The 26,090-nt window shown below is 45.0% G+C and carries 19 protein-coding genes; 8 read left to right on the top strand and 11 right to left on the bottom strand.

Annotated elements, in window-relative coordinates:
* The first annotated feature begins 934 nt into the window (after positions 1–934).
* The 3 genes from MSG38_RS04120 (at position 935) to nspC (ending at position 6,450) form a co-directional block, all read left to right on the top strand.
* The gene (locus MSG38_RS04120) at positions 935–3,886 is read left to right on the top strand and encodes a pyridoxal phosphate-dependent class III aminotransferase (protein WP_248401092.1); all 2,952 of its coding nucleotides are present in this window, start codon (positions 935–937) and stop codon (positions 3,884–3,886) included.
* Positions 3,887–3,894: 8 nt separating this feature from the next.
* Positions 3,895–5,145 (top strand): carboxynorspermidine synthase, encoded by a 1,251-nt coding sequence (locus MSG38_RS04125; protein WP_248401093.1) that lies wholly within the window; start codon positions 3,895–3,897, stop codon positions 5,143–5,145.
* A gap of 171 nt (positions 5,146–5,316) precedes the next feature.
* Entirely contained in the window at positions 5,317–6,450 is a 1,134-nt protein-coding gene (gene nspC / locus MSG38_RS04130; RefSeq protein WP_248401095.1) for a carboxynorspermidine decarboxylase, read from the top strand.
* A 73-nt stretch (positions 6,451–6,523) separates the two neighbouring features.
* Here nspC and MSG38_RS04135 read toward each other — a convergent pair whose 3' ends face one another.
* Both MSG38_RS04135 and MSG38_RS04140 read right to left on the bottom strand, forming a co-directional pair.
* Positions 6,524–7,036: an ACT domain-containing protein gene (locus MSG38_RS04135; RefSeq protein ID WP_050646057.1), complete on the bottom strand. Its 513-nt coding sequence runs from the start codon at positions 7,034–7,036 to the stop codon at positions 6,524–6,526.
* Positions 7,037–7,302: 266 nt separating this feature from the next.
* On the bottom strand, positions 7,303–8,211 hold the full coding sequence (locus MSG38_RS04140; protein ID WP_248401096.1) for a DUF3943 domain-containing protein: 909 nt from the start codon (positions 8,209–8,211) through the stop codon (positions 7,303–7,305).
* Positions 8,212–8,421: 210 nt separating this feature from the next.
* On the opposite strand from MSG38_RS04140, the gene MSG38_RS04145 reads away from it, so the two are divergent.
* On the top strand, positions 8,422–9,660 hold the full coding sequence (locus MSG38_RS04145; RefSeq protein WP_050621273.1) for a CinA family nicotinamide mononucleotide deamidase-related protein: 1,239 nt from the start codon (positions 8,422–8,424) through the stop codon (positions 9,658–9,660).
* Positions 9,661–9,834: 174 nt separating this feature from the next.
* Here the strand turns inward: MSG38_RS04145 and MSG38_RS04150 are convergent, their stop codons facing one another.
* The 3 genes from MSG38_RS04150 to MSG38_RS04160 are packed head-to-tail and all read right to left on the bottom strand — an operon-like array spanning position 9,835 to position 13,752.
* Positions 9,835–10,680 carry a DmsC/YnfH family molybdoenzyme membrane anchor subunit gene (locus MSG38_RS04150; protein WP_048613147.1) on the bottom strand — a complete coding sequence of 282 codons (846 nt, stop codon included), beginning with the start codon at positions 10,678–10,680 and terminating at the stop codon, positions 9,835–9,837.
* 1 nt (position 10,681) lies between these two features.
* Entirely contained in the window at positions 10,682–11,302 is a 621-nt protein-coding gene (locus MSG38_RS04155) for a DMSO/selenate family reductase complex B subunit (protein ID WP_004733360.1), read from the bottom strand.
* Between the two features lie 11 nt (positions 11,303–11,313).
* Entirely contained in the window at positions 11,314–13,752 is a 2,439-nt protein-coding gene (locus MSG38_RS04160) for a DmsA/YnfE/YnfF family dimethyl sulfoxide reductase (RefSeq protein ID WP_076654837.1), read from the bottom strand.
* Between the two features lie 198 nt (positions 13,753–13,950).
* On the opposite strand from MSG38_RS04160, the gene MSG38_RS04165 reads away from it, so the two are divergent.
* Together MSG38_RS04165 and napF are read left to right on the top strand one after the other, a co-directional pair.
* Positions 13,951–14,517 (top strand): molecular chaperone, encoded by a 567-nt coding sequence (locus MSG38_RS04165; RefSeq protein ID WP_248401097.1) that lies wholly within the window; start codon positions 13,951–13,953, stop codon positions 14,515–14,517.
* Positions 14,517–15,032, top strand: coding sequence for a ferredoxin-type protein NapF (gene napF / locus MSG38_RS04170; protein ID WP_248401098.1), 516 nt, complete (start codon positions 14,517–14,519; stop codon positions 15,030–15,032). The genes MSG38_RS04165 and napF overlap by 1 nt, the downstream gene beginning before the upstream one ends.
* 172 nt (positions 15,033–15,204) lie before the next feature.
* On the opposite strand, the gene yfaE is transcribed toward napF, so the two are convergent.
* The 4 genes from yfaE to ubiG all read right to left on the bottom strand — a co-directional run bounded on the left by yfaE (position 15,205) and on the right by ubiG (position 20,254).
* Entirely contained in the window at positions 15,205–15,483 is a 279-nt protein-coding gene (gene yfaE, locus MSG38_RS04175) for a class I ribonucleotide reductase maintenance protein YfaE (protein ID WP_010438115.1), read from the bottom strand.
* Positions 15,483–16,616, bottom strand: a complete 1,134-nt coding sequence (nrdB, locus tag MSG38_RS04180) for a class Ia ribonucleoside-diphosphate reductase subunit beta (RefSeq protein ID WP_048613156.1) — start codon at positions 16,614–16,616, stop codon at positions 15,483–15,485. Before nrdB ends, yfaE begins: the two co-directional genes overlap by 1 nt.
* A gap of 103 nt (positions 16,617–16,719) precedes the next feature.
* Positions 16,720–19,002 (bottom strand): class 1a ribonucleoside-diphosphate reductase subunit alpha, encoded by a 2,283-nt coding sequence (nrdA, locus tag MSG38_RS04185; RefSeq protein ID WP_017060992.1) that lies wholly within the window; start codon positions 19,000–19,002, stop codon positions 16,720–16,722.
* A gap of 508 nt (positions 19,003–19,510) precedes the next feature.
* Entirely contained in the window at positions 19,511–20,254 is a 744-nt protein-coding gene (gene ubiG, locus MSG38_RS04190) for a bifunctional 2-polyprenyl-6-hydroxyphenol methylase/3-demethylubiquinol 3-O-methyltransferase UbiG (protein ID WP_248401099.1), read from the bottom strand.
* Between the two features lie 258 nt (positions 20,255–20,512).
* On the opposite strand from ubiG, the gene gyrA reads away from it, so the two are divergent.
* Positions 20,513–23,164 carry a DNA topoisomerase (ATP-hydrolyzing) subunit A gene (gyrA, locus tag MSG38_RS04195; RefSeq protein WP_048613158.1) on the top strand — a complete coding sequence of 884 codons (2,652 nt, stop codon included), beginning with the start codon at positions 20,513–20,515 and terminating at the stop codon, positions 23,162–23,164.
* A 187-nt stretch (positions 23,165–23,351) separates the two neighbouring features.
* Positions 23,352–23,981: a tetratricopeptide repeat protein gene (locus MSG38_RS04200; RefSeq protein ID WP_248401101.1), complete on the top strand. Its 630-nt coding sequence runs from the start codon at positions 23,352–23,354 to the stop codon at positions 23,979–23,981.
* 39 nt (positions 23,982–24,020) lie between these two features.
* Here MSG38_RS04200 and MSG38_RS04205 read toward each other — a convergent pair whose 3' ends face one another.
* Entirely contained in the window at positions 24,021–24,365 is a 345-nt protein-coding gene (locus tag MSG38_RS04205) for a rhodanese-like domain-containing protein (protein ID WP_050621249.1), read from the bottom strand.
* Positions 24,366–24,490: 125 nt separating this feature from the next.
* A complete protein-coding gene (nrfA, locus tag MSG38_RS04210; protein WP_174214341.1) occupies positions 24,491–25,921 on the bottom strand; it encodes an ammonia-forming nitrite reductase cytochrome c552 subunit in 1,431 nt (476 codons plus the stop codon).
* Positions 25,922–26,090 lie beyond the last annotated feature (169 nt).

The raw sequence follows: 26,090 nt of genomic DNA on the forward strand, positions 1-26,090 counted from the left end.
ATACTAGCTCAGTTGGTAGAGCGCAACCTTGCCAAGGTTGAGGTCATCGGTTCGAACCCGATGTATCGCTCCAAATTAAGAAGCCCGAACAGAAATGTTCGGGCTTTTTGGTTTCTGGCGTTTAGCTTTTACGTTTAAGAACTCTTGTTGTTCGAATCCGCGCTAAAAATTCATTTCTATTTTGCCTCAAAATTTCGCAATCAAGTTCGTTTTAAAAGCGAGATTCCCTATGAACTCGTTCCTCGTGCTAGGGAATGACGTAAAGGCGCCACAGCCTCAAAGCCATCACTAACACTGCCTATATATCCGTGTCGTCATCCTCGGGTATGAGGAACGAATGAACCGGGGATCTCTTTCCCAAACGATAGTGTTGACGATATTTGCAGCAATTCTTTAGCCACCGCTGCTATTTATGAAGCTATTATTAAAAACTATTGGTCGTTCATTTCACTTTATGTTATTTTCCCGCGCAATCTCGGAATGAACAATGTTCAAGAAGAGCAACGATTGCTTCTGGGGGATACGCGTAGTGACCATTCTTGCTGATTGGGACATTACGTAGGGTAGGTATTGGCTAGTCCTTTAGCTGATAGACGGGATACTTATGGCGCAGTTCGCCATGTTAATGGGAAACCCAACATTGAACACACTAATTACAACATTGCTAATCAGCTCTGCATTTCCAAAGGGACCAGCTCCTCATAGCTGCCCGATCCTGCAAAAATGTCCAATTCTTCAAAACAGTAGCATTACTGAACCTTGAGCTCACGCTAACAATTTATCGCTGTCTTAAGACGGCTTAATTTCGTATTTGTCATTTGACTTATGCGAGCGTACAGCTATATCTCATTTCTAGACAATACGTTTACTTTACTATGAACTCTCTCCAAATTTAACGAGAGTTGGTGGGTAATTGCGTCTGATGGAGGTGAGTATGAACACATTCAAGGGGACTTTTATGACTACCGCCTTTGAAGTCGATATTAATACTATCGCAAATTCATTTTCAACTATGGTTCCTATCTTAGAGGGAACGTACGACCTAACACCTGACGCTATTTTGCTAGAGCAAGAACAGCATGAGTCGGATGTTCGCTCTTACCCAAGACGCTTACCTATTGCTATTAAACGAGCATGTGGCGCTTTAGTTGAAGATACTCGTGGCCAACTCTTTCTCGATTGCTTAGCCGGTGCAGGTACACTTTCTCTGGGTTATAACCACCCTGAGATTAACCAAGCACTGAAAGACCAGCTCGATTCTGGTTTGCCATACCAAACACTTGATATCACGACTCAAGCAAAAGAGACGTTTATCAAGCGAGTTAAAGCTTTTCTTCCTCAAGACTTTTCAAATAACTCGGTTCTTCAATTCTGTGGCCCATCTGGCGCTGACGCTGTGGAAGCGGCGATCAAGCTCGCTAAGCAAACGACAGGTCGCAACACGATGTTTGCTTTCCGTGGTGCTTACCATGGTATGACCAACGGCACTATGGGCATGATGGGTAACCTCGGCACTAAAGAACGTCGTAGCGGTTTGATGTCTGACGTACATTTCATGCCTTTCCCATACAACCTCCGCTGCCCGTTTGGCATTGGTGGTGAAGCGGGTGCCAACGCGAGCATTCGTTACATCGAGCGTATGTTGAACGATGACGAGTCTGGCATCATGAAACCAGCCGCGATGATCGTTGAACCAGTGCAAGGTGAGGGCGGTGTGATTCCTGCTCCAGCATCTTGGTTACAAGGCCTACGTCGCATCTGTGACGAGCACGGTATCCTACTGATTTTTGATGAAATTCAGTGTGGTGTGGGTAAAACGGGTCATCGATTTGCGTTTGAAGAGTCAGGCGTTAACCCTGATATCTTATGCTTGTCTAAAGCAATTGGTGGCGGACTGCCTATGTCGCTGCTTGTGTTCGATAAGAGCATTGATACATGGAAAGCGGGTGAGCACACCGGTACATTCCGTGGTAATCAGTTAGCAATGGTGTCTGGCGCTAAGGCGTTGGAAATCATTGAGCGAGATGGTTTGGTTGAGCACGCGAACATCGCAGGTCAATACTTACGTCACGGGCTTGAGAAGATTCAATCTCGTGTGAACTGTATCGCTGAAGTTCGCGGTAAAGGCCTGATGCTCGGCGCTGAGATCAAGCAACCAAATGGTGAGCTTAACAAGTTTGGTGAACCACAATCAGACGGCGAACTGACTCTTGCGATTCAACGAGCAGCATTAGAGCGCGGCTTGATGGTCGAAAAGGGCGGCCGTGATGGTTCGGTTATTCGCTTCCTTCCACCAATGATTATCTCTTTTGAGCAGATCGACTTTGCATTGCGCGTCATGGAAGAAGCGATCATCGCAGCTGGTGGTGGTCTACAACAAGACCCAGCTTCAAGCGAACAAGCAAACCAAGAATGGAACAAGTATTTCATTCAGACAGGTTTAGGCGGTAGCGACGAATTTGCTAACGTGATGAACCAAACCACTCAAGCGATGAAAGCGGTTTTTGAACAGGTTGAAACCCCTTATTCGGGTTTAGATCCAAAAGTGTTAGAAGCATCCATCAATGCTGTCGACCTTGATAACAATCAACACGCTTTGGTTGATGTTGTAGATAGCACTGCGGACCTTGTCGCTGCAAACTCCATCTTCGTGCAACACCCTGACTGTATTGCACACCTTCACACTCCACCTCTCATGGCTTCGGTAGCTGCGGAATCGATTATCGCGGCGTTGAATCAATCAATGGATTCATGGGACCAAGCATCGGCTGCGACTTATGTTGAGCAGCGCGTTGTGGATTGGATGTGTGACAAATACCAACTTGGCGCACAAGCTGACGGTGTTTTCACCAGCGGCGGCACGCAAAGTAACCTAATGGGTTTATTGCTTGCGAGAGACTGGGTCGCGGATAAGCACAATGGTCATTCTATCCAAAAGCTTGGCTTACCAGAATACGCGAGCAAGCTGCGTATCTTATGTTCAAAGAAATCGCACTTCACGGTTCAAAAGTCAGCCTCTCTACTAGGGTTAGGCGAAGCGGCAGTGTGCTGTGTTGACACCAATGCAAACGGCACTATCAAGCCTGACTTGTTAGATGCAGAAGTGAAAGCGCTTAAAGCACAAGGGTTGATTCCTTTTGCGGTTGTCGGTACTGCGGGTACAACCGATCACGGTGCTATTGATAACCTTGAAGCGATTGCTGACATCGCCAACCAACAAGATCTTTGGTTCCATGTCGACAGTGCTTACGGTGGTGCGCTTATTTTAAGTAGCCATAAAGCTCGCCTGAAAGGCATCGAGAAAGCGGATTCAGTGAGTGTTGATTTCCACAAGTTGTTCTTTCAAACAATCAGCTGTGGTGCTGTGCTGCTGAAAGACAAAGCGAACTTTAAGTACCTACTGCATCACGCAGACTACTTGAACCGCGAACACGATGAACTGCCAAATCTAGTCGATAAGTCTATTGCGACCACCAAGCGTTTTGATGCACTGAAAGTCTTCATGACGATGCAAAATGTTGGGCCAAAGCAGCTGGGTGATATGTACGATCATCTCCTAGAGCAGACGCTTCAAGTTGCAGACCTGATTCAGAAGCATGACGATTTTGAACTGCTTGCAGAGCCGTCACTGTCTACTGTGCTATTTCGATCGGTGCCTCGCAATGGGCAATCAGCAAACGGTGAGCTAGATTTAGACAAACTGAATCAAACGTTAAGACTGGAAGCACTGACTCGTGGTGTTGCCGTGCTTGGCGAAACGGTCGTCGACGGTAAAAGCGCGCTGAAATTTACTATCTTAAATCCGTGCTTAACGACATCAGATTTCAAATCTCTAATTAACAAAATTCAAACTTTAGCTATTGAGCTAGCAGAACAACAAGGGTAATTAAAACTATGGCTATTCTACAAATTGGTGCAGGCGGCGTTGGTTGGGTTGTTGCACACAAAGCAGCACAAAATAACGAAGTACTGGGTGATATCACAATCGCTTCTCGCACAATCGCGAAGTGTGAAAAAATCATCGAATCTATCAAGGGCAAAAACAACCTTAAAGATTCAACTAAGAAACTAGAAGCACGTTCAGTAGACGCTGATGATGTTGATGCGCTTGTTGCTTTGATTAAAGAAGTTCAGCCGGATCTAGTGATCAACGCTGGTCCTCCTTGGGTAAACATGGCAATCATGGATGCATGTTACCAAACTAAAGTCTCTTACCTAGATACATCGGTTGCGGTTGACCTATGTTCTGAAGGTCAACAAGTACCACAAGCTTACGACTGGCAGTGGGGCTACCGTGAGAAGTTCGCTGAAGCAGGCATCACAGGTATTCTTGGTGCTGGTTTCGATCCAGGTGTGGTATCAATCTTTGCTGCATACGCGGTTAAGCACTTGTTCGATGAGATTGACTCAATTGATGTAATGGATGTGAATGCTGGTGACCACGGCAAGAAGTTTGCGACAAACTTTGACCCAGAAACCAACATGCTTGAGATCCAAGGCGATTCTTTCTACTGGGAAAATGAAGAGTGGAAACAAGTACCTTGTCACTCTCGTATGCTTGAGTTTGAATTCCCGAACTGTGGTTCTCACAAAGTTTACTCAATGGCGCACGATGAAGTTCGTTCAATGAAAGAGTTCATCCCAGCTAAGCGTATCGAATTTTGGATGGGCTTTGGTGATGCATACTTGAACTACTTCAACTGCATGCGTGATATCGGTCTTCTTAGCCCAGATCCGCTAACACTGCACGATGGTACTGTGGTTCAGCCTCTGCATGTTCTTAAAGCACTACTGCCAGATCCAACATCTCTAGCTCCGGGTTACACAGGTTTAACGTGTATCGGTACTTGGGTTCAAGGTAAGAAAGATGGCAAAGAGCGCAGCGTATTCATCTACAATAACGCAGACCACGAAGTGGCTTACGAAGACGTAGAACACCAAGCGATCTCTTACACAACCGGTGTTCCAGCAATTACTGCTGCACTTCAGTTCTTCCGTGGTGAATGGGCTGATAAAGGCGTGTTCAATATGGAACAGCTAAACCCAGACCCGTTCCTAGCAACCATGCCTGAAATCGGTCTAGACTGGCACGTTCAAGAGCTAGAACCTGGGCAAGGTCTACCTCTAATCCATACTTTGAAGTAATTTTGGCTCTTTGCCCTCGTTGCGTTGCCCTAGCGACAAGGTCAAAGCTCTGCGAATTCAATTCAAAGTCATATGAATGACGAGAACGTATAACTACAAGCCGATGCATTAGCGTCGGCTTTGTTCGATTATCATGTGCCTTCGTGAACTCGAGGGCCGCAAGGTATTAACATGCAAAACAACGAACTAAAAACGCCTTATTTCATGATCAACGAAGACAAGTTGATTGCGAATCTAGAGAAAGCGAAGCAGCTGAAAGAGATTTCAGGTGTGAAGCTAGTATTGGCACTGAAGTGTTTCTCTACATGGGGTGTGTTTGACATCATCAAGCCTTACCTCGATGGCACGACAAGCTCTGGCCCGTACGAAGTAAAACTTGGTCATGAAACCTTTGGCGGTGAAACGCACGCTTACAGTGTGGGTTACAGCCAAGATGACGTGAGAGAAGTTGCGGATATTTGCGACAAGATGATCTTCAACTCGCAAAGCCAATTCGAAGCTTACCGTCATATTGTTGAAGGTAAAGCCTCGCTGGGTTTACGTCTAAATCCGGGCGTAAGCTACGCAGGACAAGACTTAGCAAACCCTGCGCGTCAATTCTCGCGTTTGGGCGTGCAAGCTGACCACATCAAACCAGAAATTTTCGATGAGATTAATGGTGTGATGTTCCACATGAACTGTGAGAACAAAGACGTCGATGCGTTTATCGGCCTGCTTGATTCAATCTCAGAACAGTTTGGTGAGCACTTAGATAAGTTGGACTGGGTGAGCATGGGCGGAGGTGTGTTCTTCACATGGCCTGGCTATGACATCGAAAAACTCGGTCTTGCGCTGAAAGCCTTCTCTGAAAAGCACGGTGTGCAGATGTATCTTGAGCCGGGTGAAGCGATCATCACTAAAACAACCGACCTAGTTGTGACAGTGGTCGATATTGTTGAGAACGTGAAGAAAACAGCGATTGTGGATTCAGCGACTGAGGCGCACCGCCTTGACACGCTTATCTACAATGAGCCAGCATCAGTATTGGAAGCCTCAGAAACAGGCAGTCACGACTATGTGATTGGTTCATGTTCATGTCTTGCGGGCGATCAGTTCTGCGAAGCGAGCTTTGATGAGCCACTTAAGATTGGTCAAAAGCTACACCTGTTAGACAGTGCCGGCTACACCATGGTGAAACTGAACTGGTTCAATGGCCTTAAAATGCCATCAATCTACTGCGAACGTAGCAGTGGCGAAGTTCAGAAGCTAAATGAATTTGGCTATGAAGACTTCAAACGTTCTTTGTCACAGTGGTCAGTTAAGTAACTGAGTCATATCTTCAGAACAATAAAAAGAGCAGCCAATGAGCTGCTCTTTTTTGTTCTTCAATTTTGTTTATTTAGCTTTCAATCATCACTCGAGTATCTTCACTGAGCGTTTCGAGTTCATTGACCACATCATCGATCTGTACTTCGATTGGCAGTTTAACGGCGATTTTTGATGTGAATAGGCTTGAGCTAACACCGCCGCCACCAGCGATAAAGACGCGGTGACAGTCCATATCGAGAATGCTGATCCCTTGTCTATCCAATACATGAGTCACTTCGTTGACGATACCTGCTCGGTCGTTAGAATCGAGTCTTAGGTGATGGATTGTGTCTTGAGCATTGTGCGTATGATCGGAATCGACAAACTGCACGATGAGATCCGGATTGGCGCTAAACGCTTCTTTGACAATCGATTCGTTGATGGCTGGAAGTTGAACCTTTAGTACGCCAGCGACTTGGTCTTCAATAAAGTTCACTTTACTGATGAGCCATTTGCCGTCGTTTTCGTGAGTAACCGCAGCAAGCTGTTTGATTGTTGCTGGTGATGCTTTTCCGATAAAGTTTACGATAAATGTACTGTTCATATCAGCCCCCAAGGTTTCAATTATTCTTTGCTAATTAAATGTTTGATATCACGCGATAAGTTCTTTAATTTCAGTGTAGAAGGTTACATCGAACAATGTTTGACCTAGGTCAATTTTTGAAACTAAGCTTCGATGCAAAAAAAGAGAATGAAGAGTAGGGCACAAAAAAAGCGGCTAGAGAGCCGCTTTTTAGAAGAATTGTCACTGTGATTGATGATCCAGCAACTTATATTCAATAACTTATATTGAGTAATACTAGAGACGAATTAGAACGTTACTTTGAAGTTCATACCAACAAACTGAGAGTCGTATGGTGCGCCAGCATCGTAAGCAAAACGCGCAGCGTCTTGGTTATCCCACCAAGGGTTAGTATTCAGGTTCACTTCTGCATCACCGCCCCATGCGTCACTTACCCAGTAGTGAATGTGTCCAACAGGGTTAAGGAAGAATAGCGACACATCACCCATGGTTTGAGAGCCCATCACTTCGCCACCTGAAGCAATGATATCTTGCTCTGCTTCTAGCATCATTTCACCGACAACCGCACCGAAGAAAGGTGTGATGAAGAGATCTTGCCATGAAGGTACTTCAGCAAACGCTTCTACGCCGTATTCCCAGAAGAACGTCGACATAGTCCAAGAGTATAAGAATGACTCAAACTCGTCGTAACCTGCGTGTCGAGCTGCGGTGTAGTAAACACCACCAAAATATGGGTGCATTACGTAGTTTAGGAAGTGTTCGTCACGGTCCCATACTGGGCCTTCAGAAACGTTATCTTTCCACTTTTTACCTAATGAGCTGATATCACGTTGGTCATCATCCCACTTAGTAATACTTTCAGGGAGCAGAGTCATTAGACCCACTGTCGCGACACTTAAGCCAAGAATGGTGTAGGTTTGACCCATTAGGTAATCCCAATCTTTCTCCTGGCTCACCAACATGTGTTTTGGTTGTTGGATTGAGAAGTCGTACTCGTCACTCGATTCGCTCAGTGCGTAATTGGTACTAGGCTTGTAGGTATACAAGTTGTCATTAAAACAGTAATCTTGAGCACATTCATCCGAGTAAGAAAGGTTGATTGGCTGGTCGAAGTCGTATTGGCTTGCAACCGAGTTAACTGACATTAGCATTGAAAATGCAGCAGTAACCTTTGTTAGTAACGGTGATTTGGCCACAAGGGTCTCCATGAGAAAGTTTGGAATTGATCAGGGTCACAATTATCTATTAAATGCCTGATTTAGGGAACTAATAATTTATAGCTTTTCCTAAGAAAACCTTAGGTTTAACATTATTAATATTAGTGAAAAGGCGAATTGCTCCAAATTCAACCATAGACCAGTTTGTAAATAATGCAGTGTCTTTTTATGACAACAAGGGATAGAAATATGACGAAAATCGCAATGTTAAGCACAGGTGAAGAAGTTCTTCATGGAGACATTGTAGATACAAACGCAGCTTGGATGTCTGCTGAGTTTTATCAGCATGGTTTTGCGCTTGCTAAGCGCTCAACTGTGGGTGATCAAATGAATGCTCTTGTTGAAGAACTGCTGATGCTGAGCTTTAACTATGATGTGGTTATCGTTAATGGTGGTTTAGGCCCGACAACCGATGATATGAGTGCTGCAGCCGCTGCAGCTGCTTCCGAGCAGAAACTCGTCATGTTCCCTGAATGGCTTGCTCGTATGGAAGAGATGTTCTCTGGACGTGGCATGCCAATGCCAGACAGCAACCTTAAACAAGCTTTGTTACCTGCGAGCTCAGAGATTGTCGATAACCCTGTGGGGACGGCTTGTGGCTTCAAACTGAAAATCAACGATGCAACGTTCTATTTCACGCCGGGTGTACCAAGTGAATTCAAACGCATGGTTACGTTTGAGATTCTTCCTGACTTGTCGCGTACCTACCCTCAAGTGGTTGCCTCTGAATGCAGTCGACTGTTTACGTTTGGTTTGTCTGAATCCGGTATCTCTGATGTTTTGGACCAATTAAAGCTGCCAGAAGGTTATGAACTTGGTTACCGCTCTTATCTGCCGTTCATTGAGGTCAAACTGTTTGGTCCTAAGGCAGACTTAGAAACTCGCGTTAAGCTTCTGCAGATGGTTTACAAGCTGCTAGAGAGTAATGTCGTGAGTGTCGATGAGCCGATGATTGATCATATCGGACACATCATGGCGGAAAAAAAGAAGACGTTATCTGTGTCTGAAGTGTCGACCAAAGGTTCATTGTCAGCGTGGCTGCAATTGAATGAACAGATAGAAGATTGCTTTGGACACTCGTGGGTGATGGCTGAGCCAAAAGAGAGCGAGCTGGAAAAAAGCGATCCATTAGCCGCGACCTTTGCGCTGGCTGGAGCAACAAGAGAGAAGTGCGGAACTGAATTGGCTTTGGTGACTGGTAAGCTGGAAGGCAACACATTCAGCGTTGCATTGTCGACTGAAGCAGGCGAGTGGGGGCAGGTACTTGAGTTTTATCGTCAGTACTCGCGTGAAGACCAACGTAACGTGATTAAGACCGTTGCCGCCGATATGCTGAGAAGGCATCTAGACAATAAACCGATGTTTGGTACTTACTCTTCGGTTAAGCGATTGAAAGATATGTTTATTCCAGCGGCTATCATTAAGTAGCTATGTAAGCTAACGATGTAAGCGAATTCGCTAAGTCTGTACTAAAAACGCTAGAAAAAACGAAATAAAAAGGCCCAACATCTAAATAGGTGTTGGGCCTTTTGTTTATCTAGCCTTCTAGATAAACAAACAAGCAGCGATGTTTACACGCAACTCATGTCTGTAAGAACTCGATTACAAACCGCTTGTCATATGTAGGCTGTAGAACAAACCACGGCCGATTAACTCTGAAGCCAAGAACAATACTAGTGCTAATCCAAGGTTAACTGGGTTCACTTTTGCTTTGTTCAGCATAGGTAGAATCCAAATCAACAAGCTTGCCATTAGCAGTGCCACTTGAAGAATCACATAGCTACCTAAACCATCGACTAACTCAGATGCTTTTGCCGCTGAAGTTTGGATGTCACCGATTAGGTTCAGTTTTCCTACTGTCACAAGTAAGCTGATAGCAACAGCGATAACAGCCAGCATGGTGATGTTACGGTCAACCGTAAAGCGGCTGTCGTTTGCGAATACAATCACGAACTGAGATAACAGCAAGCCACCCACAACCATCGTCATGATGAAGCTCAGTGGTGTGTAGATGTTGTCCCACGTCGGTACGGTGTTGATCATGTATACGTTGATCATCGCGTACATGAAGATAACACCCAGTACCATTGCGCCAACCATCAGTGCTTTCTGGATAGCTACGCCACCTTTCTTAAGCACAGACAATAGCCATTGCAGGCCACCGACAGCGAAGAATGCCGCACCGAAGAACACTTCGTTAGACAACCAAGCCGAGCCTAGTTGATTAAAAGCGTTAAACGCGCGCAGTGGAGAGCCAAGGTGCGTTGTCGAGAACATGAAGCCAAGCCCCATCAGTGCCCATAGGATAAACATTGGAACCTTGTAGCTGTTCAGCTTCTCTTCGTCATGACCAAGTACCAGTGCACGTGCGCCAATTAGTAAGTAACCACCAACCGCAGTTTGCGCTAGCACCGTAAAGAAGATTAAAGACCACTCATGAAAAATCATCTTACACCTCCTTCGGGTTTGCTAAGTGACCACTGGTATCGCCAGTCGGCTTCGCGTTTTTGTTCAGCTTAATCACGATGTTTGGTAGCGTTTCTGTTGAAGATGGCAGTGGAGCCACATCCGCACCAGAGCCGTACTTCTCGCGAAGTGTATTGATTTCACCAAACTCCAATGCACGAAGTGGGCAAGACTCAACACAGATAGGCTGTTTGCCTTCAGAAACACGTTGGTAACAACCATCGCATTTAGTCATGTGACCTTTTTTAGCATTGTATTGTGGTGCGCCGTAAGGACACGCATTGCTACAGTGCTGACAACCAATACATACGCTCTCGTCAACCACAACCAAACCGTCTTCATCACGTTTGTGCATCGCGCCCGAAGGACACACTTTCACACACGCTGGGTTAGTACAGTGGTTACAAGCAATAGATAGGTAGTAAGAAAAGACATCTTTCTGAACCCAGGTATCACCATCTTGAGTGAAGCCACCACCTGCGTATTCGTATACGCGACGGTAGTTCGTTTTGATGTCGAGATCGTTATAATCTTTACAAGCAAGCTGACAGGTTTTACAACCCGTGCATTTACTTGAATCAATGTAAAAGCCGTATTGTTTCATTCCAACCTACCTTATGCTTTCTTTAGCGCTTTGATTTGAACTAGGTTTGTATGCTGAGGGTTACCCTTAGCAAGTGGGCTCGGACGCTGAGTGGTCAGCACGTTGATGGAGCCTGCATGGTCGATCTTCTGACCATCCGGTGCGTACCATGCACCTTCGCCTAGTGCGACAACTCGAGGAAGAATCCTTGGTGTCACTTTCGCTGGAATGTGTACTTCGCCACGGTCGTTGAAAATACTCACCATGTCGCCGCTTTCAATACCACGTTCTTTTGCATCGATTGGGTTGATCCACAACTCTTGCGGTGCGGCTGCTTTGATTTCTGCAACGTTGCCGTAAGTTGAGTGAGTACGAGCCTTGTAGTGGAAACCGGTTAGCTGAAGTGGGTACTTCTCTGCTAGTGGATCGTTATGACCTTCAAAAGAGTCCGCGTAAATCGGAAGTGGGTGAATCACTTCGTCTTCTTTCAGCTTCCAAGTCTTCGCGATATCAGCCAGTTGCTCTGAGTAGATCTCAATCTTGCCACTTGGTGTGGTCAGTGGGTTCGCTTCAGGATCTTTGCGGAAGTCTTCGTAAGCGATGTAGTGGTGGTCGTAGCTACGTTTGTAGATACCCAGCTCTTTCATCTCTTCGAAGGTTGGCAGTGTTGGATCGTTCTTACGAGTTTCTGCGTAAAGGTGCTCAATCCATTGCTCTTGAGTACGGCCTTCGGTGAACTCTTTTTCTACGCCCATGCGCTTCGCAAGCTGAGTACACATTTCGTAGATAGATTTCGCTTCAAACTGAGGCTCAATCGCTTTCTGTGCGTAGATGAAGTAAGGCATGTTCGATGCTTTACCATCCATACACCAGTCGTCTTGCTCAGACGTTGTTAAGTCTGGCAGGATGATATCGGCGTATTTCGCTGAAGAAGTCATATGGTTATCAACCACGACAATCATTTCACACGCACTTTCATCTTGAAGAATCGCGTGAGTCTTGTTGATGTCTGAATGTTGGTTGATGATGCAGTTACCTGCGTAGTTCCAGATCATCTTGATAGGGTTCTTGAGGCGCTCTGCACCGCGAACACCATCAGTGATGTCGGTCATTTCATGGTGACGGTAAATAGCATCTGTCCACATGAACATTGAAATAGACGTTTCAACTGGGTTTGGCACAGTAGGGAAGCGAACAAACGGAATGTTGATGTCACTTTCACGAGCACCTGTTGAACCGCCTGATACACCGACAGAACCGGTGAGTAGCGACAGCATCGCGATTGCACGACAGGCTAATTCGCCGTTCGCTGTGCGTTGTAAGCCCCAACCTTGGTGAATTGCACACGGTTTCGCGGTGCCCATCTCACGGCCAAGCTTAACGATGGTATCAACTGGAATACCCGTAATCTTAGAAGCCCACTCTGGTGTTTTCTCTACGCCATCTTCACCTAAACCTAGGATGTAAGATTTGTAGTCGCTGTTTTTAGGCGCTGATGCAGGCAGAGTTTTCTCGTCGTAACCAACACAGTATTTGTCTAGGAACGGTTGGTCGACTAGGTCTTCAGTGATCATCACGTGTGCAAGACCCGCTACCAATGCAGCATCCGTAGAAGGACGAATTGGGATCCACTGATCTTCACGGCCACCGGCCGTATCGGTGTAGCGTGGATCGATGATGATCGTTCTTGCGTTCGATTTGTTTTTACTTTCTACATAGTGGTGGATCAGACCGCCGCCAGACATACGTGTCTCGGCAGGGTTGTTACCAAATTGAATGTTAAGCTTAGTGTTCTCTAGGTCTGAGAAAGAGTTGTTGTTTGCCCAACCACCGTAGGTGTAGCTCAAGCCTTTCGCGATTTGTGCTGTTGAGTAGTCACCGTAATGGTTTAGGTAACCACCACTTAGGTTCATTAGGCGAGCAATCAGCGTTTGTGCTGGTGGCCAAGATTTAGTAACCGTACCGCCAAGCGTACCTGTACCGTAGTTTAGGTAAATAGTGTCGTTACCGTAGTCTTTGATAAGGCGTTGCATGGTGCCAGCGACTTCATCGTAAGCCTCTTCCCAGCTAATACGTTTGAATTTACCTTCACCACGTTTACCCACACGTTTCATTGGGTATTTCAGGCGATCTGGGTTGTAAACACGGCGACGCATAGAGCGACCACGTAGACACGCACGAACTTGGTGATGACCGTATTCGTCAGTACCTGTGTTGTCTGTTTCTACGTATTTGATTTCACCGTTTTGTACATGCATACGTAACGGGCAGCGAGAGCCACAGTTTACTGTACATGCACTCCATACGATTTTCTCGTCCACATTCTCAGCAACCGCAGCCGCTACTGGTTTGGATTTGAAAGGTAAAGCGATACCGCCCGCGAGTGCGGCTGCACTACCTACCGCCGAAGAAGCCTTCATGAAGCCTCTTCGAGTAAGATTCATTACCCCAGATTCTTTCTTATTCGTCATTCTAAGATGCCTTTTGCTATTGATGGCTAGCACTTTATAGGTAGTTTGTTCTTTATGTTTTTATTTCGGATTGTTGATTGATTGGCATCAAATAAGAGCGAAATTTAAATCTTATGAATCGAATGTATAAAATAGATCAAAGAATGAAATGATTTAATTAATATAATTATCTTTAAACCTATAACGGTATAAATAATAATGATTATCGATACGCATAAATTATTGGGTTCGCTATTTTATCAAGCGACAAGTAAAGAACAGTTAATCACCATTGTTGAAGCTTTGGTTGAGAGCGAAGTGCTCTCTGAAGAATGCTTGCAGGCATTGAGAAGTGAAGACGAAGAGGCGCTCGCAGCAGAGTTCAGCCGCCTGTTTGAAGGCGTTGGAGACATGCCAGCTCCGCCTTGGGGTTCTGTGTACCTAGATAAAGACCGCGTTGTGTTCGGTGCTTCTACGGTTGAGTATCGCCAATTTTTAGAATTGAATCAGATTGAATTAGATACTGGGTTAAGAGAGCCGGAAGATCAATTTGGTTTAATGTTATTCGCTCATGCGTATTTGTTAGAAAATAATAACATCAATTCAGCCAGTGAATTACTCGAAGGTCACTTACTAACTTGGTCTTCTGTTTATTTAGAAAAACTAAATAAAGCATCAGAGCTATCTTTTTATAAAAAGCTATCGGTTGATGTAATAGATTGGTTTAAGTACTTAACATCTGAATATAATTTAAACGTTGCTACTAAAAAGTTATATATCGACTAATGTCTGAACAAATAAATTCAAATAGACGCGGCTTCTTAACTCGACTTTCTAAACCGGTTAAAGCAGCCGCGAATTATGAAGAGATATCGCAGCGCTTGCACGCAAGGCCGCCAAGAGCGGTTGATGAGGTGCTGTTTGAGCGTCTTTGTGACGGTTGTGGGCTGTGTGAGCAAGCGTGTCCGAATAGCGTTATTGAGATGCTAGAGGGCAGTGCGTTGCTGAATTTGGATTACAACAGTTGTTCTATGTGTAACAAATGCAGTGAAGTGTGTCCGACTGGCGCACTTCATCCAACGGTCACACCTTATATCGACCTCAAGCCGAGCTTTGCTGATAGCTGTAACAATTACATGCAAATGGATTGTTCAGCATGCCAAGCTGCGTGTTCATCAGGTGCGATACACATCGAAGTGGCTGAGTTGCCTACAGTGGACAAAGATAAGTGTAACGGCTGTGGAGAGTGCCGAAGCGCTTGTTATATTGGCTCTGTGACTCTTAACCTGACTCAGCAATAAACGTTTGGCCTTGTATGGCACAAATCAACAGGAAGACTTTGGTTGAGCGATAGACGAGTCGTCTTACGATACCTAAAGACATAAATAGAAAAGGGTCCGCATTCCTAAGGAAGCGGACCCTTTTTAATTCTTATTTAAGTTATTCGAACAAAGCCACCTAAAGCCAGTTGGCTTATGCGCGTTTTTGCTTGTTTCTATGAATAACGTTACTCAGCGATAGCTCAGTCTTTGCTTTACAGATACAAGGTAATATTTCATTACCTTGCGTGTAAGCCATAGCAAAACCAACGTACTCGACCTCACCAGAATCCAACGTACAACGGCAAGCGCCACAGTGACCATCTCGGCAGTTGTATTCTGGCTCTAACCCAGCCTGTTCCATTGTTTCCAATAGAGTGTTTGAAGGGTTAGATTCAATTGAAGTCAGCTTGTTGATTTTGATTGTTGGCATTACAGCTCAAATCCTTCAAAGTCGTCAGCTTTTACTTCGTTGTCGATTTGACCAACTAGGTAAGAACTGATTTCTGCTTCTTGTGGAGCAACTTGAACGTTATCTGAAGACAACCAAGCGTTGATCCATGGAATTGGGTTCGACGTTGCTGCTGGGTAAGCCGTACCTAGGCCAACAGCCTGCATACGGATGTTAGTGATGTACTCAACGTATTGGCAAAGAATGTCTTTGTTTAGACCAATCATAGAGCCGTCTTTGAATAGGTATTCTGCCCACTCTTTTTCTTGCTCAGCCGCTTCTTTGAATAGGTCGAAACACTCTTGCTTACACTCTTCAGCGATCTGCATGAATTCGAAATCATCTTGACCGTTACGTAGCAAGTTGATCATGTGCTGTGTACCAGTAAGGTGAAGTGCTTCATCACGAGCGATTAGCTTGATGATCTTCGCGTTACCTTCCATTAGCTCACGCTCAGCGAATGCAAATGAACATGCGAAACTTACGTAGAAACGAATCGCTTCTAGTGCGTTTACAGACATTAGACATAGGTAAAGTTTCTTCTTCAGGTCGTGAAGTGAAACCTTAACATCTTCGCCGTTGATGCTGTGGTTGCCTTCACCGTAGCGGTGGTAGTCAGCCGTTAGCTTGATTAGGTCGTCGTAGTAGAAAGCGATGTCTTTAGCACGCTTCAGGATCTCTTCGTTTTCAACGATGTCGTCGAATACTACGCCTGGATCATTCACGATGTTACGGATGATGTGCGTGTAAGAACGAGAGTGAATCGTTTCAGAGAAAGACCAAGTCTCAATCCAAGTTTCAACTTCTGGTAGAGATACCAATGGAAGTAGGGCAACGTTAGGGCTGCGGCCTTGGATTGAATCTAGAAGCGTTTGGTACTTCAAGTTAGAGATGAAGATGTGCTTTTCATGCTCAGGAAGCTTGTTGTAGTCGATACGGTCGCTAGACACGTCTACTTCTTCTGGACGCCAGAAGAAAGAAAGCTGTTTCTCGATAAGCTTTTCGAAGATTTCGAATTTCTGTTGGTCGTAACGTGCAACGTTTACCGACTGACCCAAGAACATTGGTTCTTTTAGTTGGTCATTTTTTTGCTGAGAAAAAGTACTGTAAGCCATAAATGCCTCAAATCCTTTAAAGACCCGTAATAAAACGGACCCTGTTAATGCTTTAAACCCAGAGAAGATAACTCTTCTCTGGGGTCTTAATGTTTATTGCGGTTTAGATCTTACAACCGCCGCCTTCACAATCTTCTTCCGGCACTTGAACTGCATCGCCTTGGTCGTCTTTAGCACCATCACGAGTGTTATGGTAGTAAAGCGTCTTAACACCGTACTTGTACGCTGTTAGTAGGTCTTGAAGCAGCTTCTTCATTGGTACTTTACCGCTGTCGTAAACACTTGGATCATAGTTAGTGTTTGCAGAGATAGCTTGGTCAACGAATTTTTGCATGATACCCACTAGGTGTAGGTAACCGTCGTTAGAACCAATGTTCCAAAGTAGCTCGTAGTTCTCTTTAAGATTTAGGAAATCTGGAACCACTTGCTTAAGGATGCCGTCTTTCGATGCTTTCACTGATACGTAACCACGTGGTGGCTCGATACCGTTAGTCGCGTTCGAGATTTGAGACGATGTCTCAGAAGGCATAAGCGCTGTTAGCGTAGAGTTACGCAGACCGTGCTCCATGATCTCTTCACGTAGAGAATCCCAATCGTAGTGCAGTGGCTCTTCACATACTAAGTCGATATCTTTTTTGTAAGTATCGATTGGCAGTAGGCCTTTCGCGTAGTTGGTCTCGTGGAAAGATGGGCAACGACCTTGCTCTTTCGCTAGTTCAACAGATGCTTTTAGCAAGTGGTATTGAATTGCTTCAAAAGTACGGTGAGTCAGGCCATTCGCGCTGCCATCAGAGTACTTAACACCATTCTTCGCTAGGTAGTACGCGTAGTTGATTACACCCACACCTAAAGTACGACGGTTCATTGTCGACTTGTATGCTGCTGGAAGCGGGTAGTCTTGGTAATCAAGCAGTGCATCTAGAGCACGAACAACCAGCTCAGAAAGCTCTGCTAGGTCGTCCAGTTCATTGATTGCGCCAAGGTTGAACGCTGAAAGTGTACATAGTGCAATTTCGCCTTCGTCATCTTCTACGTTAGAAAGTGGCTTAGTAGGAAGCGCGATTTCTAGACATAGGTTCGATTGACGAACAGGTGCTACTTCAGAATCAAACGGGCTGTGTGTATTACAGTGGTCAACGTTCTGAATGTAGATACGACCAGTAGAAGCACGCTCTTGCATTAGCAGAGAGAACAGCTCAACGGCTTTAACCGTTTCACGCTTCACTGAAGGATCGTTTTCGTACTTAACGTATAGCTCTTCAAAACGGTCTTGGTTTTCGAAGAACGCATCGTAAAGGCCAGGTACGTCTGAAGGCGAGAACAGGCTGATGTTGCCACCTTGAACTAGGCGAGAGTACATAAGCTTGTTCAGCTGTACGCCGTAATCCATGTGACGAACACGGTTCTCTTCAACGCCGCGGTTGTTTTTCAGTACTAATAGAGACTGAACTTCACCGTGCCATAGTGGGTAGAACACAGTTGCTGCACCGCCACGAACACCACCTTGAGAACAACATTTTACTGCTGTTTGGAAGTATTTGTAGAAAGGGATACAGCCGGTGTGGAACGCTTCACCATTACGGATTTCAGAACCAAGTGCACGGATACGACCTGCGTTGATACCAATACCAGCACGTTGAGATACGTAACGAACAATTGAGCTTGCTGTTGCGTTGATTGAATCAAGGCTGTCACCACACTCGATCAGTACACAAGAACTGAATTGACGAGTAGGCGTACGTACACCAGACATGATCGGTGTAGGTAGAGAAATCTTAAACGTAGACGATGCGTCGTAAAAACGTTTGATGTAGTCAAGACGAGTCGATTTCGGGTATTTAGCGAATAGACACGCAGCAACTAAAATGTAAAGGAACTGAGCACTCTCGTAGATTTCTTTCGTTACACGGTTTTGCACGAAGTATTTACCTTCGAGCTGCTTAACCGCTGCGTAAGAGAAGTCTAAGTCACGTTTGTGGTCGATGTACTCGTCAAGCTCTTCGAATTCAGCTTTCGTGTAGTCTTCCATAAGGTGGCTATCGTATTTACCCATATCAACCAGTTTTGCAACGTGGTCATACAGTGCAGGCGGCTCGTATTCGCCGTACGCTTTTTTACGTAGGTGGAATACAGACAGACGTGCTGCTAGATATTGGTAATCAGGAGTCTCTTCAGAGATTAAATCCGCTGCTGACTTGATGATAGTTTCATGAATGTCAGTAGTGGTGATGCCATCGTAAAACTGAATGTGAGCTTTCAATTCTACTTGTGATACAGAAACATTGTGCAAGCCTTCAGCTGCCCATGTAATCACGCGATGGATCTTCTCTAAATCGATCGTTTCTTTGCGCCCGTTACGCTTGGTAACAGTAAGTTGTTGGTTCATTCTGCTTAATTTCCCTAACAAAACTGAACAAGGCCGTGTTTTTGTGTATTTCTGTGTAATTTTTGTAAATTACGTTTCGGCTTTGTGATCTTGGTCTACCCATACATTGTAGTTCAAACACAACATATAGGGGTCATTTGTTTGTTGGGTTACAAGATAGTGCTACAACTGATATTTTTCAAGGTAAAGAAATGGGGTTGCTTGTGGATAAGTGGTGGATTGAAAAAAAACTGTAAGTGACCACTAACTGATGAGGTTAGATGTGACTTGATTGTATAAAAGTCGGCTTTTAATGATGCTTTATTTTTGCACGCCCATAAAAAAAAATCCCTTGATCTTTGAGCAAAATGGGCGGCGGATTTTGGGCGATTAAATTTAAATCGAGGTGGTCAAAATGGAAGCTAGCGCACGAAATTTAGACTGAAAAAAGTCGCAAAGTTATGGTAATTGCAACTCTTTTCATTCGTCTTTTTTACAAAAGGTTTTACGGTAGGGCTACCGATATTTTTTAGCCAAAGTTTTGTGTGTGAACGATGTAGTTCACATCGACTTTTTGGCCTAAACGGTAAGTGTTCGTCAACGGGTTATAGTGCAGGCCTGTAATGCCTAATTCTTGCAGCGGAGTGTTATCGACCATCTTGATAAGTTCAGCAGGGCGAATGAACTTCTCGTGTTCATGAGTGCCTTCTGGAACGATCTTCAATAGCTTCTCTGCACCAACAATCGCAAATATGTAAGATTTGAAATTACGGTTCAATGTAGAAAAGAACACGTGACCGCCCGGTTTCACCAATTTTGAACAGGCAGTGATAACAGATTGCGGGTCAGGAACGTGTTCAAGCATTTCCATGCACGTCACCACATCGTACGTCTGTGGGTTCTGTTCTGCGTGGTCTTCGATAGTGCTCTGGATGTAATCGAGCTTGGTGCCAGTTTCCAATGCGTGAAGGCGCGCAACTTCTAGTGGCTCTTTACCCATGTCTAGGCCAGTCACTATCGCACCTTCAACCGCCATGCTTTCTGCAAGAATACCGCCGCCGCAGCCAACATCGAGGACTTTCTTGCCAAACAGGCCTTCTGTCTTCTCTAATACGTAATTTAGGCGCAGTGGGTTGATTTGATGTAGCGGCTTAAATTCGCCTTCTAGATCCCACCAGCGTGACGCCATGTCTTCGAATTTCTTGATTTCTGCTGGGTCTACGTTCTGTGATTTAGTCATAATCGGCATTTCCAAGTTAAATAATGCATCCATGAAATTGCAGGCATTATAACTTGCCTTTTCGTGCTGACCAGAAGATCTACAATTTTGCTAGTTTATTGGATGTAAAGTGACCATGTTTCAGCAAGATATGATGCGGAGGTGCAATTTCTCATCAATTGATTGGCTACAAGGGTCACAAGATGGTAAAAGGAGAGGGAAAGTGATGCCTCCGTAGGTAAATTTGTGTTATATTTTTCGGTCTTATACGTATTCAAAAATACGATCTGACTATAGAGGGAAAATGGCTCTATGAGCGATCTAGCGAAAGAGATCACGCCCGTAAATATTGAAGATGAGCTTAGAGGTTCATACCTAGACTACGCGATGTCCGTCATCGTTGGTCGTGCCCTTCCAGATGTGCGTGATGGCCTAAAACCAGTACACCGCCGCGTTTTGTTCGCGATGAATGTACTAGGTAATGATTGGAACAAACCATATAAAAAGTCTGCTCGTGTAGTAGGTGATGTAATCGGTAAATACCACCCGCATGGTGATAGTGCTGTATACGATACAATTGTTCGTATGGCTCAACCGTTCTCACTGCGTTACATGCTAGTTGATGGCCAAGGTAACTTTGGTTCTATCGATGGCGACTCCGCGGCTGCAATGCGTTATACCGAAGTTCGTATGGCGAAAATTGCTCACGAGCTACTGGCTGACCTTGATAAGGAAACTGTGGATTACGTACCGAACTACGATGGTACAGAACAAATTCCAGCAGTACTTCCTACAAAAATTCCTAACCTATTGGTAAACGGTGCTTCTGGTATCGCAGTAGGTATGGCTACCAACATTCCACCACATAACCTTGGTGAAGTTGTTGATGGCTGTTTGGCTTACATCAATAATGAAGAGATCACTATTGATGAGCTAATGGACTACATTCCTGGTCCTGACTTCCCAACAGCAGCACTTATCAGTGGTCGTAAAGGCATCGTTGATGCTTATAAGACTGGCCGCGGTAAGGTTTACATGCGTTCAAAAGCGGATATCGAAGTAGAGAAGAATGGTAAAGAAACCATTATCGTTACTGAGATCCCTTACCAAGTAAACAAAGCTCGTTTGATCGAGAAGATTGCTGAACTGGTTAAAGATAAGAAAGTAGAAGGCATCAGTGCACTGCGTGACGAATCTGATAAAGATGGTATGCGTATTGTTATTGAATGTAAGCGTGATGCAGTAGGCGAAGTGGTTCTAAACAACCTATACGCTCAAACTCAACTGCAAACGACTTTCGGTATCAACATGGTTGCGTTGAACAACGGTCAACCCCAGTTGTTCAACATCAAAGACATGCTTAAGTGCTTCGTAGACCACCGTCGCGAAGTTGTGACACGTCGTACTATCTTCGAACTGAAGAAAGCGCGCGATCGTGCACACATCCTTGAAGCACTGTCTCTAGCACTTGCTAACATCGACGAAATTATTGAGCTTATCCGTAACGCTCCAACACCAGCTGAAGCAAAAGCTGGCTTAGTTGCACGCGGTTGGGATCTTGGTAACGTTGCTTCAATGCTTGAGCGTGCTGGTACTGATGCGGCTCGTCCTGATTGGTTGGAAGACCAATACGGCATCCGCGATGGCCAATACTTCCTAACGGAAACACAAGCACAAGCTATTCTAGAACTTCGTCTTCACCGCCTAACTGGCCTTGAGCACGAGAAGATTCTAGACGAGTACAAAGCACTTCTAGAAGAAATCGCTGAGCTAATGCACATTCTTGCAAGCACTGAGCGTTTGATGGAAGTTATCCGTGAAGAACTTGAAGCGGTACGTGAAATCTATGGCGACGAGCGTCGTACAGAAATCACAGCGGCAGTTCATGACATCGACATGGAAGAGCTGATTGCTCAAGAAGACGTTGTAGTAACGCTTTCTAACGCAGGTTACGTTAAGTACCAAATCCTAAGCGACTACGAATCTCAACGTCGTGGTGGTAAAGGTAAGAGTGCAACTAAGATGAAAGATGAGGATTACATTGAGCGTCTGCTTGTTGCTAATACTCACGATAACATCCTATGTTTCTCTACTCGTGGTAAGACATACCGTCTGAAAGTTTACCAACTACCATTAGCAAGCCGTACTGCTCGTGGTAAGCCTATCGTTAACATTCTTCCTCTAGAAGAAGGTGAGCGTATTACGGCTATCCTGCCTGTTTCTGAGTTCTCTAACGAGAAATTCATCTTCATGGCAACGGGTGACGGTACAGTTAAGAAGACATCACTGGATCAATTCGCAAACGTACGTGCTAACGGCCTAATCGCAGTTAACCTACGTGACGACGATTCACTGATTGGCGTTGATATCACTAACGGTGATAGCGACATCATGCTGTTCTCTAAATCGGGCAAAGTTGTTCGCTTTAACGAGGACAAAGTACGTGCAATGGGCCGTACTGCCTCTGGTGTTCGTGGTATGAAGCTTCCAGAAGACGATCAAGTGGTTTCACTGATTGTTCCTTCTAACGAAGGCGATATCCTAACTGTGACTGAAAACGGTTACGGTAAGCGTACTGAGCTAGCTGAATACCCAACGAAAGGCCGTGCAACGCAAGGTGTAGTATCTATCAAAGTCTCTGAACGTAATGGCCCAGTTGTTGGCGCTGTTCAAGTTGAAGAAGGCGATGAAATGATGATGATCACCGACGCAGGTACGCTAGTACGTACTCGCGTAGCGGAAGTTAGCCAAGTTGGTCGTAACACTCAAGGTGTAACACTGATTCGTACTGCTGAAGACGAGAATGTTGTAGGTCTACAACGTATCGACGAAGTAGAAGAAGCTGAGATTGTAGAAGGCGAAGCTGAAGAAGCTGGTGCTGAAACTATCAACGCTGAATCAAGTGAAGAGCAAGCATCAGATGCTTCTGACTCTGAAAGTGATAGCGAGCAAGACACTGAGTAATCTCGATTAAGCTTACCATTGAAAAAACCGAGCCTAAGTGCTCGGTTTTTTATTACCTGTTATTTGTGGAGTTTGGTGTGACTTTATAACAGAGCCGTGATCGCTAAAATCTCAATAGCTAAACCTTGATCAATATAGAGGAGAGATGAAAACGATAGAGTAGGGAGTGAATAGAAAGGAGTGTGAAATGGACATCTGGTTGTTGGTTGCGTTGGTACTAATGAGCCTGTTTTTGATTGTGGTCGTCATTGCGGCGAACAAAAACAGCGGTCATCTAAAAGGGAATGTGGTGATTTCGCTTACTGCGGTAGCTTTAAGCGTGCTTGTTTGGTCCCAATTGAAACAAGAGATGCCTCAACTTCCTTTAGATGATAACAATAGTTACACGGCAACAGATTTCGAAGATGAGCTTCAGCAAAGCCTCAAACAAGATCCGAATCAATCCGATTTGTGGTTTAAGCTTGGTGGTGTGTATATGCAGAAAGGGGAATTTGATGCAGCGTTCACCTGCTACGACTACGCGATTCGATTAGATCCTCAAGCACCTTCCGGGCTCTATGCAGCCAAAGCAACCGCACTTTACTATCTTAGTTCACAAGCGATGAGCGATGATGTGAATGCGTTATTGGATCACTCTATGCAGCTTGATCCCAATGATCGTACGGCATTGATGCTGATTGCGACCGATCACTTCATTAGCATGCGCTATCAACAAGCGATTGATGCATGGACTCAAATCCTCGATTCCAATCAAAAGGGGATTGATCGCGTTTCGATTATTCATTCGATCAACCAAGCCAAACAGATGATCCGTTAAGCTTGGCATAATCGCTAGTCGTTAATCGTTTGTTTTTAGTTATTTACTTTCCTGCATTTCAATCAACCCACCTGCGTTATGGATTTGAGTAAACCCTTGAGCTCGCAAGAATTGATAGGCTTGTCCTGATCGATTGCCACTGCGGCAATACAAAACGATCGGTTGGTCTTTATCTATCCCAGCGAAGTGAGTAGCCACTTCAGAAAGAGGGTAGTTGATGGCGTTGTTTAGATGCCCTTGTTCGAACTCTGCTGGTGTTCTGACATCAACCACTAATGCGCCTTTCTCTATTAATTCCCACCCTGTCTCAGCACGCTCAGAAGCGTGAACGCCTGAACTGAGCAGTGCGATACATAATGCTGAAAGTGAAAGTAAGGTTTTCATTGTCTATTCCTTGAATTGGCGAGTGGATTGGGGAGGAGATATTGATGTGTATTGCCCCAAACCTAAAAAACCAGCCACACAATAATAGTGTGACTGGTTTTTACCTAGTGGTCTAATTGAAGAAACTAGTATTCGTAGTTGGCTTCACGCTTTTCAGCTTGCTCTTCCCATTTAGGAACAACTGTGTCTAAGAAGTGTTGTTTCTCAGCGTTCATCTTATCCATGTCCATTCCAAGCGCTTTTTGAGCCGCTTCTTTGGTCGAGATGTCTGGAATCTCGATTGGATCAGTGATGCCTTTCTTTGCCAGTAGGCGAACAATCTTAGTACGAGCATCGGCTGCGCGGTCAACGGCAGTACCTAGCACTTCTAGAGCGATTTCAGGAGCGTGCATATGAACGCCATGAGATGCAATAGCGTAGTCCCAGCGCCATTGAGCATGACGGATATCCAGTAGGATAGGCTCCATCTCTTGCTCTGTCGCACCTGCTTCCCATGCCGCGCCTGCTTCAAAGTGAGCGGCAACGATTTGTTTCTCAGCGGTCAGCTTCATGTTTAGCACTTGAGCTTTACGGCTTGAAACGATGTTACGCATGGTTTCTTTAGATTGAGTGTGACAGTTTGCACACGTATCTTCGAAGCGGTCGAATGGGTTACCCACTTTATGGTCGGTATAAACGGTGCCATCTTCTTTGGTTACTTTCGGCATATGACAGTCAGCACAAACGACTTTGTTCTTACCGTGGATGCCTTCACGCCATGTTTCGAAACCTGGGTGCTGCGCTTTCAGCATGGGTGCTTTCGATACTTTGTGCGTCCAATCTTTAAAGTTGATTGCATCATAGTAGCGTTCCATATCGCCAACCGTTGTGCCTTGATCCCAAGGGAACTTCACGCCTTTGGTTGGGCCGGTGAAGTAATATTCCACGTGGCACTGAGCACAAACAGAAGCTTGCTGGTCTAAACGGCTTTGCTCATCAAACTTTTTACCAATCGCTTCAAATGCACGTTCAACATAAGGACGTGTCACCTTCAGTGCTGGCTCACCATTTTTAAAGCCTTCGCTTTGGGTATCGTGACAATCTGCACAGCCAATAGGATTCACAATCTCGTTGCCAAGACGTGCCCATTTACCTTCAAAATAACCGTCTTCACCACGCTCTTCGATAACACGTGCTACGTCTGGGCTTTTACAACTCCAACACGCCATTGGCATAGGGCCTGAGCTTTCGTCCGTTGGGCCGCCAGTACGGAGCGTTTGTCTTACATCGTCAATCGCATAAAAGTGACCACGTGCTTTGTTGTAATCTTTTGCGAAGCCGTAGCCAGCCCACATGATAACCATGTTTGGATCTTCTTTTAGTGCGTCCTCAATCGTTTCGCTTTCTGAAGTTTGTCTCCATGAATGATATTGATCTGGGTGGTTTTGCTCGAACTGATCGTTACGAGGATCGCCAATTTCTTTTTGTTCAGACGCAGCAAAACTGGTCGCGCTTGCTAATGACGCGCTAACCATTAATAGTGCTGTGACCGAATTACGTATCCAATGCTTTTTCACAGTGATATCTCCAATATACTGATTCTTATACCAAGCGTTGTGAGTTTGCTATTCAAATTAAGAACTGGAGAATTCCTGTTTATATTAATTCATAAACAAACACATTTTGTTACGTGTTGGGTATAGTTTGTCCCAGATCAATTAATGGCAGTGACCTTAATCACGTTGA

This window comes from Vibrio sp. 1CM24A (genome assembly GCF_023161725.1).
In the GTDB taxonomy this organism is placed as follows: Bacteria; Pseudomonadota; Gammaproteobacteria; order Enterobacterales; family Vibrionaceae; genus Vibrio; species Vibrio coralliirubri.

What these genes read in the sequence shown, in the direction of transcription:
- MSG38_RS04120 (WP_248401092.1), top strand. Translation starts at nt 935, where the DNA reads ATGAACACATTCAAGGGGACTTTTATGACTACCGCCTTTGAAGTCGAT.
- MSG38_RS04125 (WP_248401093.1), top strand. Translation starts at nt 3,895, where the DNA reads ATGGCTATTCTACAAATTGGTGCAGGCGGCGTTGGTTGGGTTGTTGCA.
- nspC (WP_248401095.1), top strand. Translation starts at nt 5,317, where the DNA reads ATGCAAAACAACGAACTAAAAACGCCTTATTTCATGATCAACGAAGAC.
- MSG38_RS04135 (WP_050646057.1), bottom strand. Translation starts at nt 7,036, where the DNA reads ATGAACAGTACATTTATCGTAAACTTTATCGGAAAAGCATCACCAGCA.
- MSG38_RS04145 (WP_050621273.1), top strand. Translation starts at nt 8,422, where the DNA reads ATGACGAAAATCGCAATGTTAAGCACAGGTGAAGAAGTTCTTCATGGA.
- MSG38_RS04150 (WP_048613147.1), bottom strand. Translation starts at nt 10,680, where the DNA reads ATGATTTTTCATGAGTGGTCTTTAATCTTCTTTACGGTGCTAGCGCAA.
- MSG38_RS04155 (WP_004733360.1), bottom strand. Translation starts at nt 11,302, where the DNA reads ATGAAACAATACGGCTTTTACATTGATTCAAGTAAATGCACGGGTTGT.
- MSG38_RS04160 (WP_076654837.1), bottom strand. Translation starts at nt 13,752, where the DNA reads ATGACGAATAAGAAAGAATCTGGGGTAATGAATCTTACTCGAAGAGGC.
- MSG38_RS04165 (WP_248401097.1), top strand. Translation starts at nt 13,951, where the DNA reads ATGATTATCGATACGCATAAATTATTGGGTTCGCTATTTTATCAAGCG.
- napF (WP_248401098.1), top strand. Translation starts at nt 14,517, where the DNA reads ATGTCTGAACAAATAAATTCAAATAGACGCGGCTTCTTAACTCGACTT.
- yfaE (WP_010438115.1), bottom strand. Translation starts at nt 15,483, where the DNA reads ATGCCAACAATCAAAATCAACAAGCTGACTTCAATTGAATCTAACCCT.
- nrdB (WP_048613156.1), bottom strand. Translation starts at nt 16,616, where the DNA reads ATGGCTTACAGTACTTTTTCTCAGCAAAAAAATGACCAACTAAAAGAA.
- nrdA (WP_017060992.1), bottom strand. Translation starts at nt 19,002, where the DNA reads ATGAACCAACAACTTACTGTTACCAAGCGTAACGGGCGCAAAGAAACG.
- ubiG (WP_248401099.1), bottom strand. Translation starts at nt 20,254, where the DNA reads ATGGATGCATTATTTAACTTGGAAATGCCGATTATGACTAAATCACAG.
- gyrA (WP_048613158.1), top strand. Translation starts at nt 20,513, where the DNA reads ATGAGCGATCTAGCGAAAGAGATCACGCCCGTAAATATTGAAGATGAG.
- MSG38_RS04200 (WP_248401101.1), top strand. Translation starts at nt 23,352, where the DNA reads ATGGACATCTGGTTGTTGGTTGCGTTGGTACTAATGAGCCTGTTTTTG.
- MSG38_RS04205 (WP_050621249.1), bottom strand. Translation starts at nt 24,365, where the DNA reads ATGAAAACCTTACTTTCACTTTCAGCATTATGTATCGCACTGCTCAGT.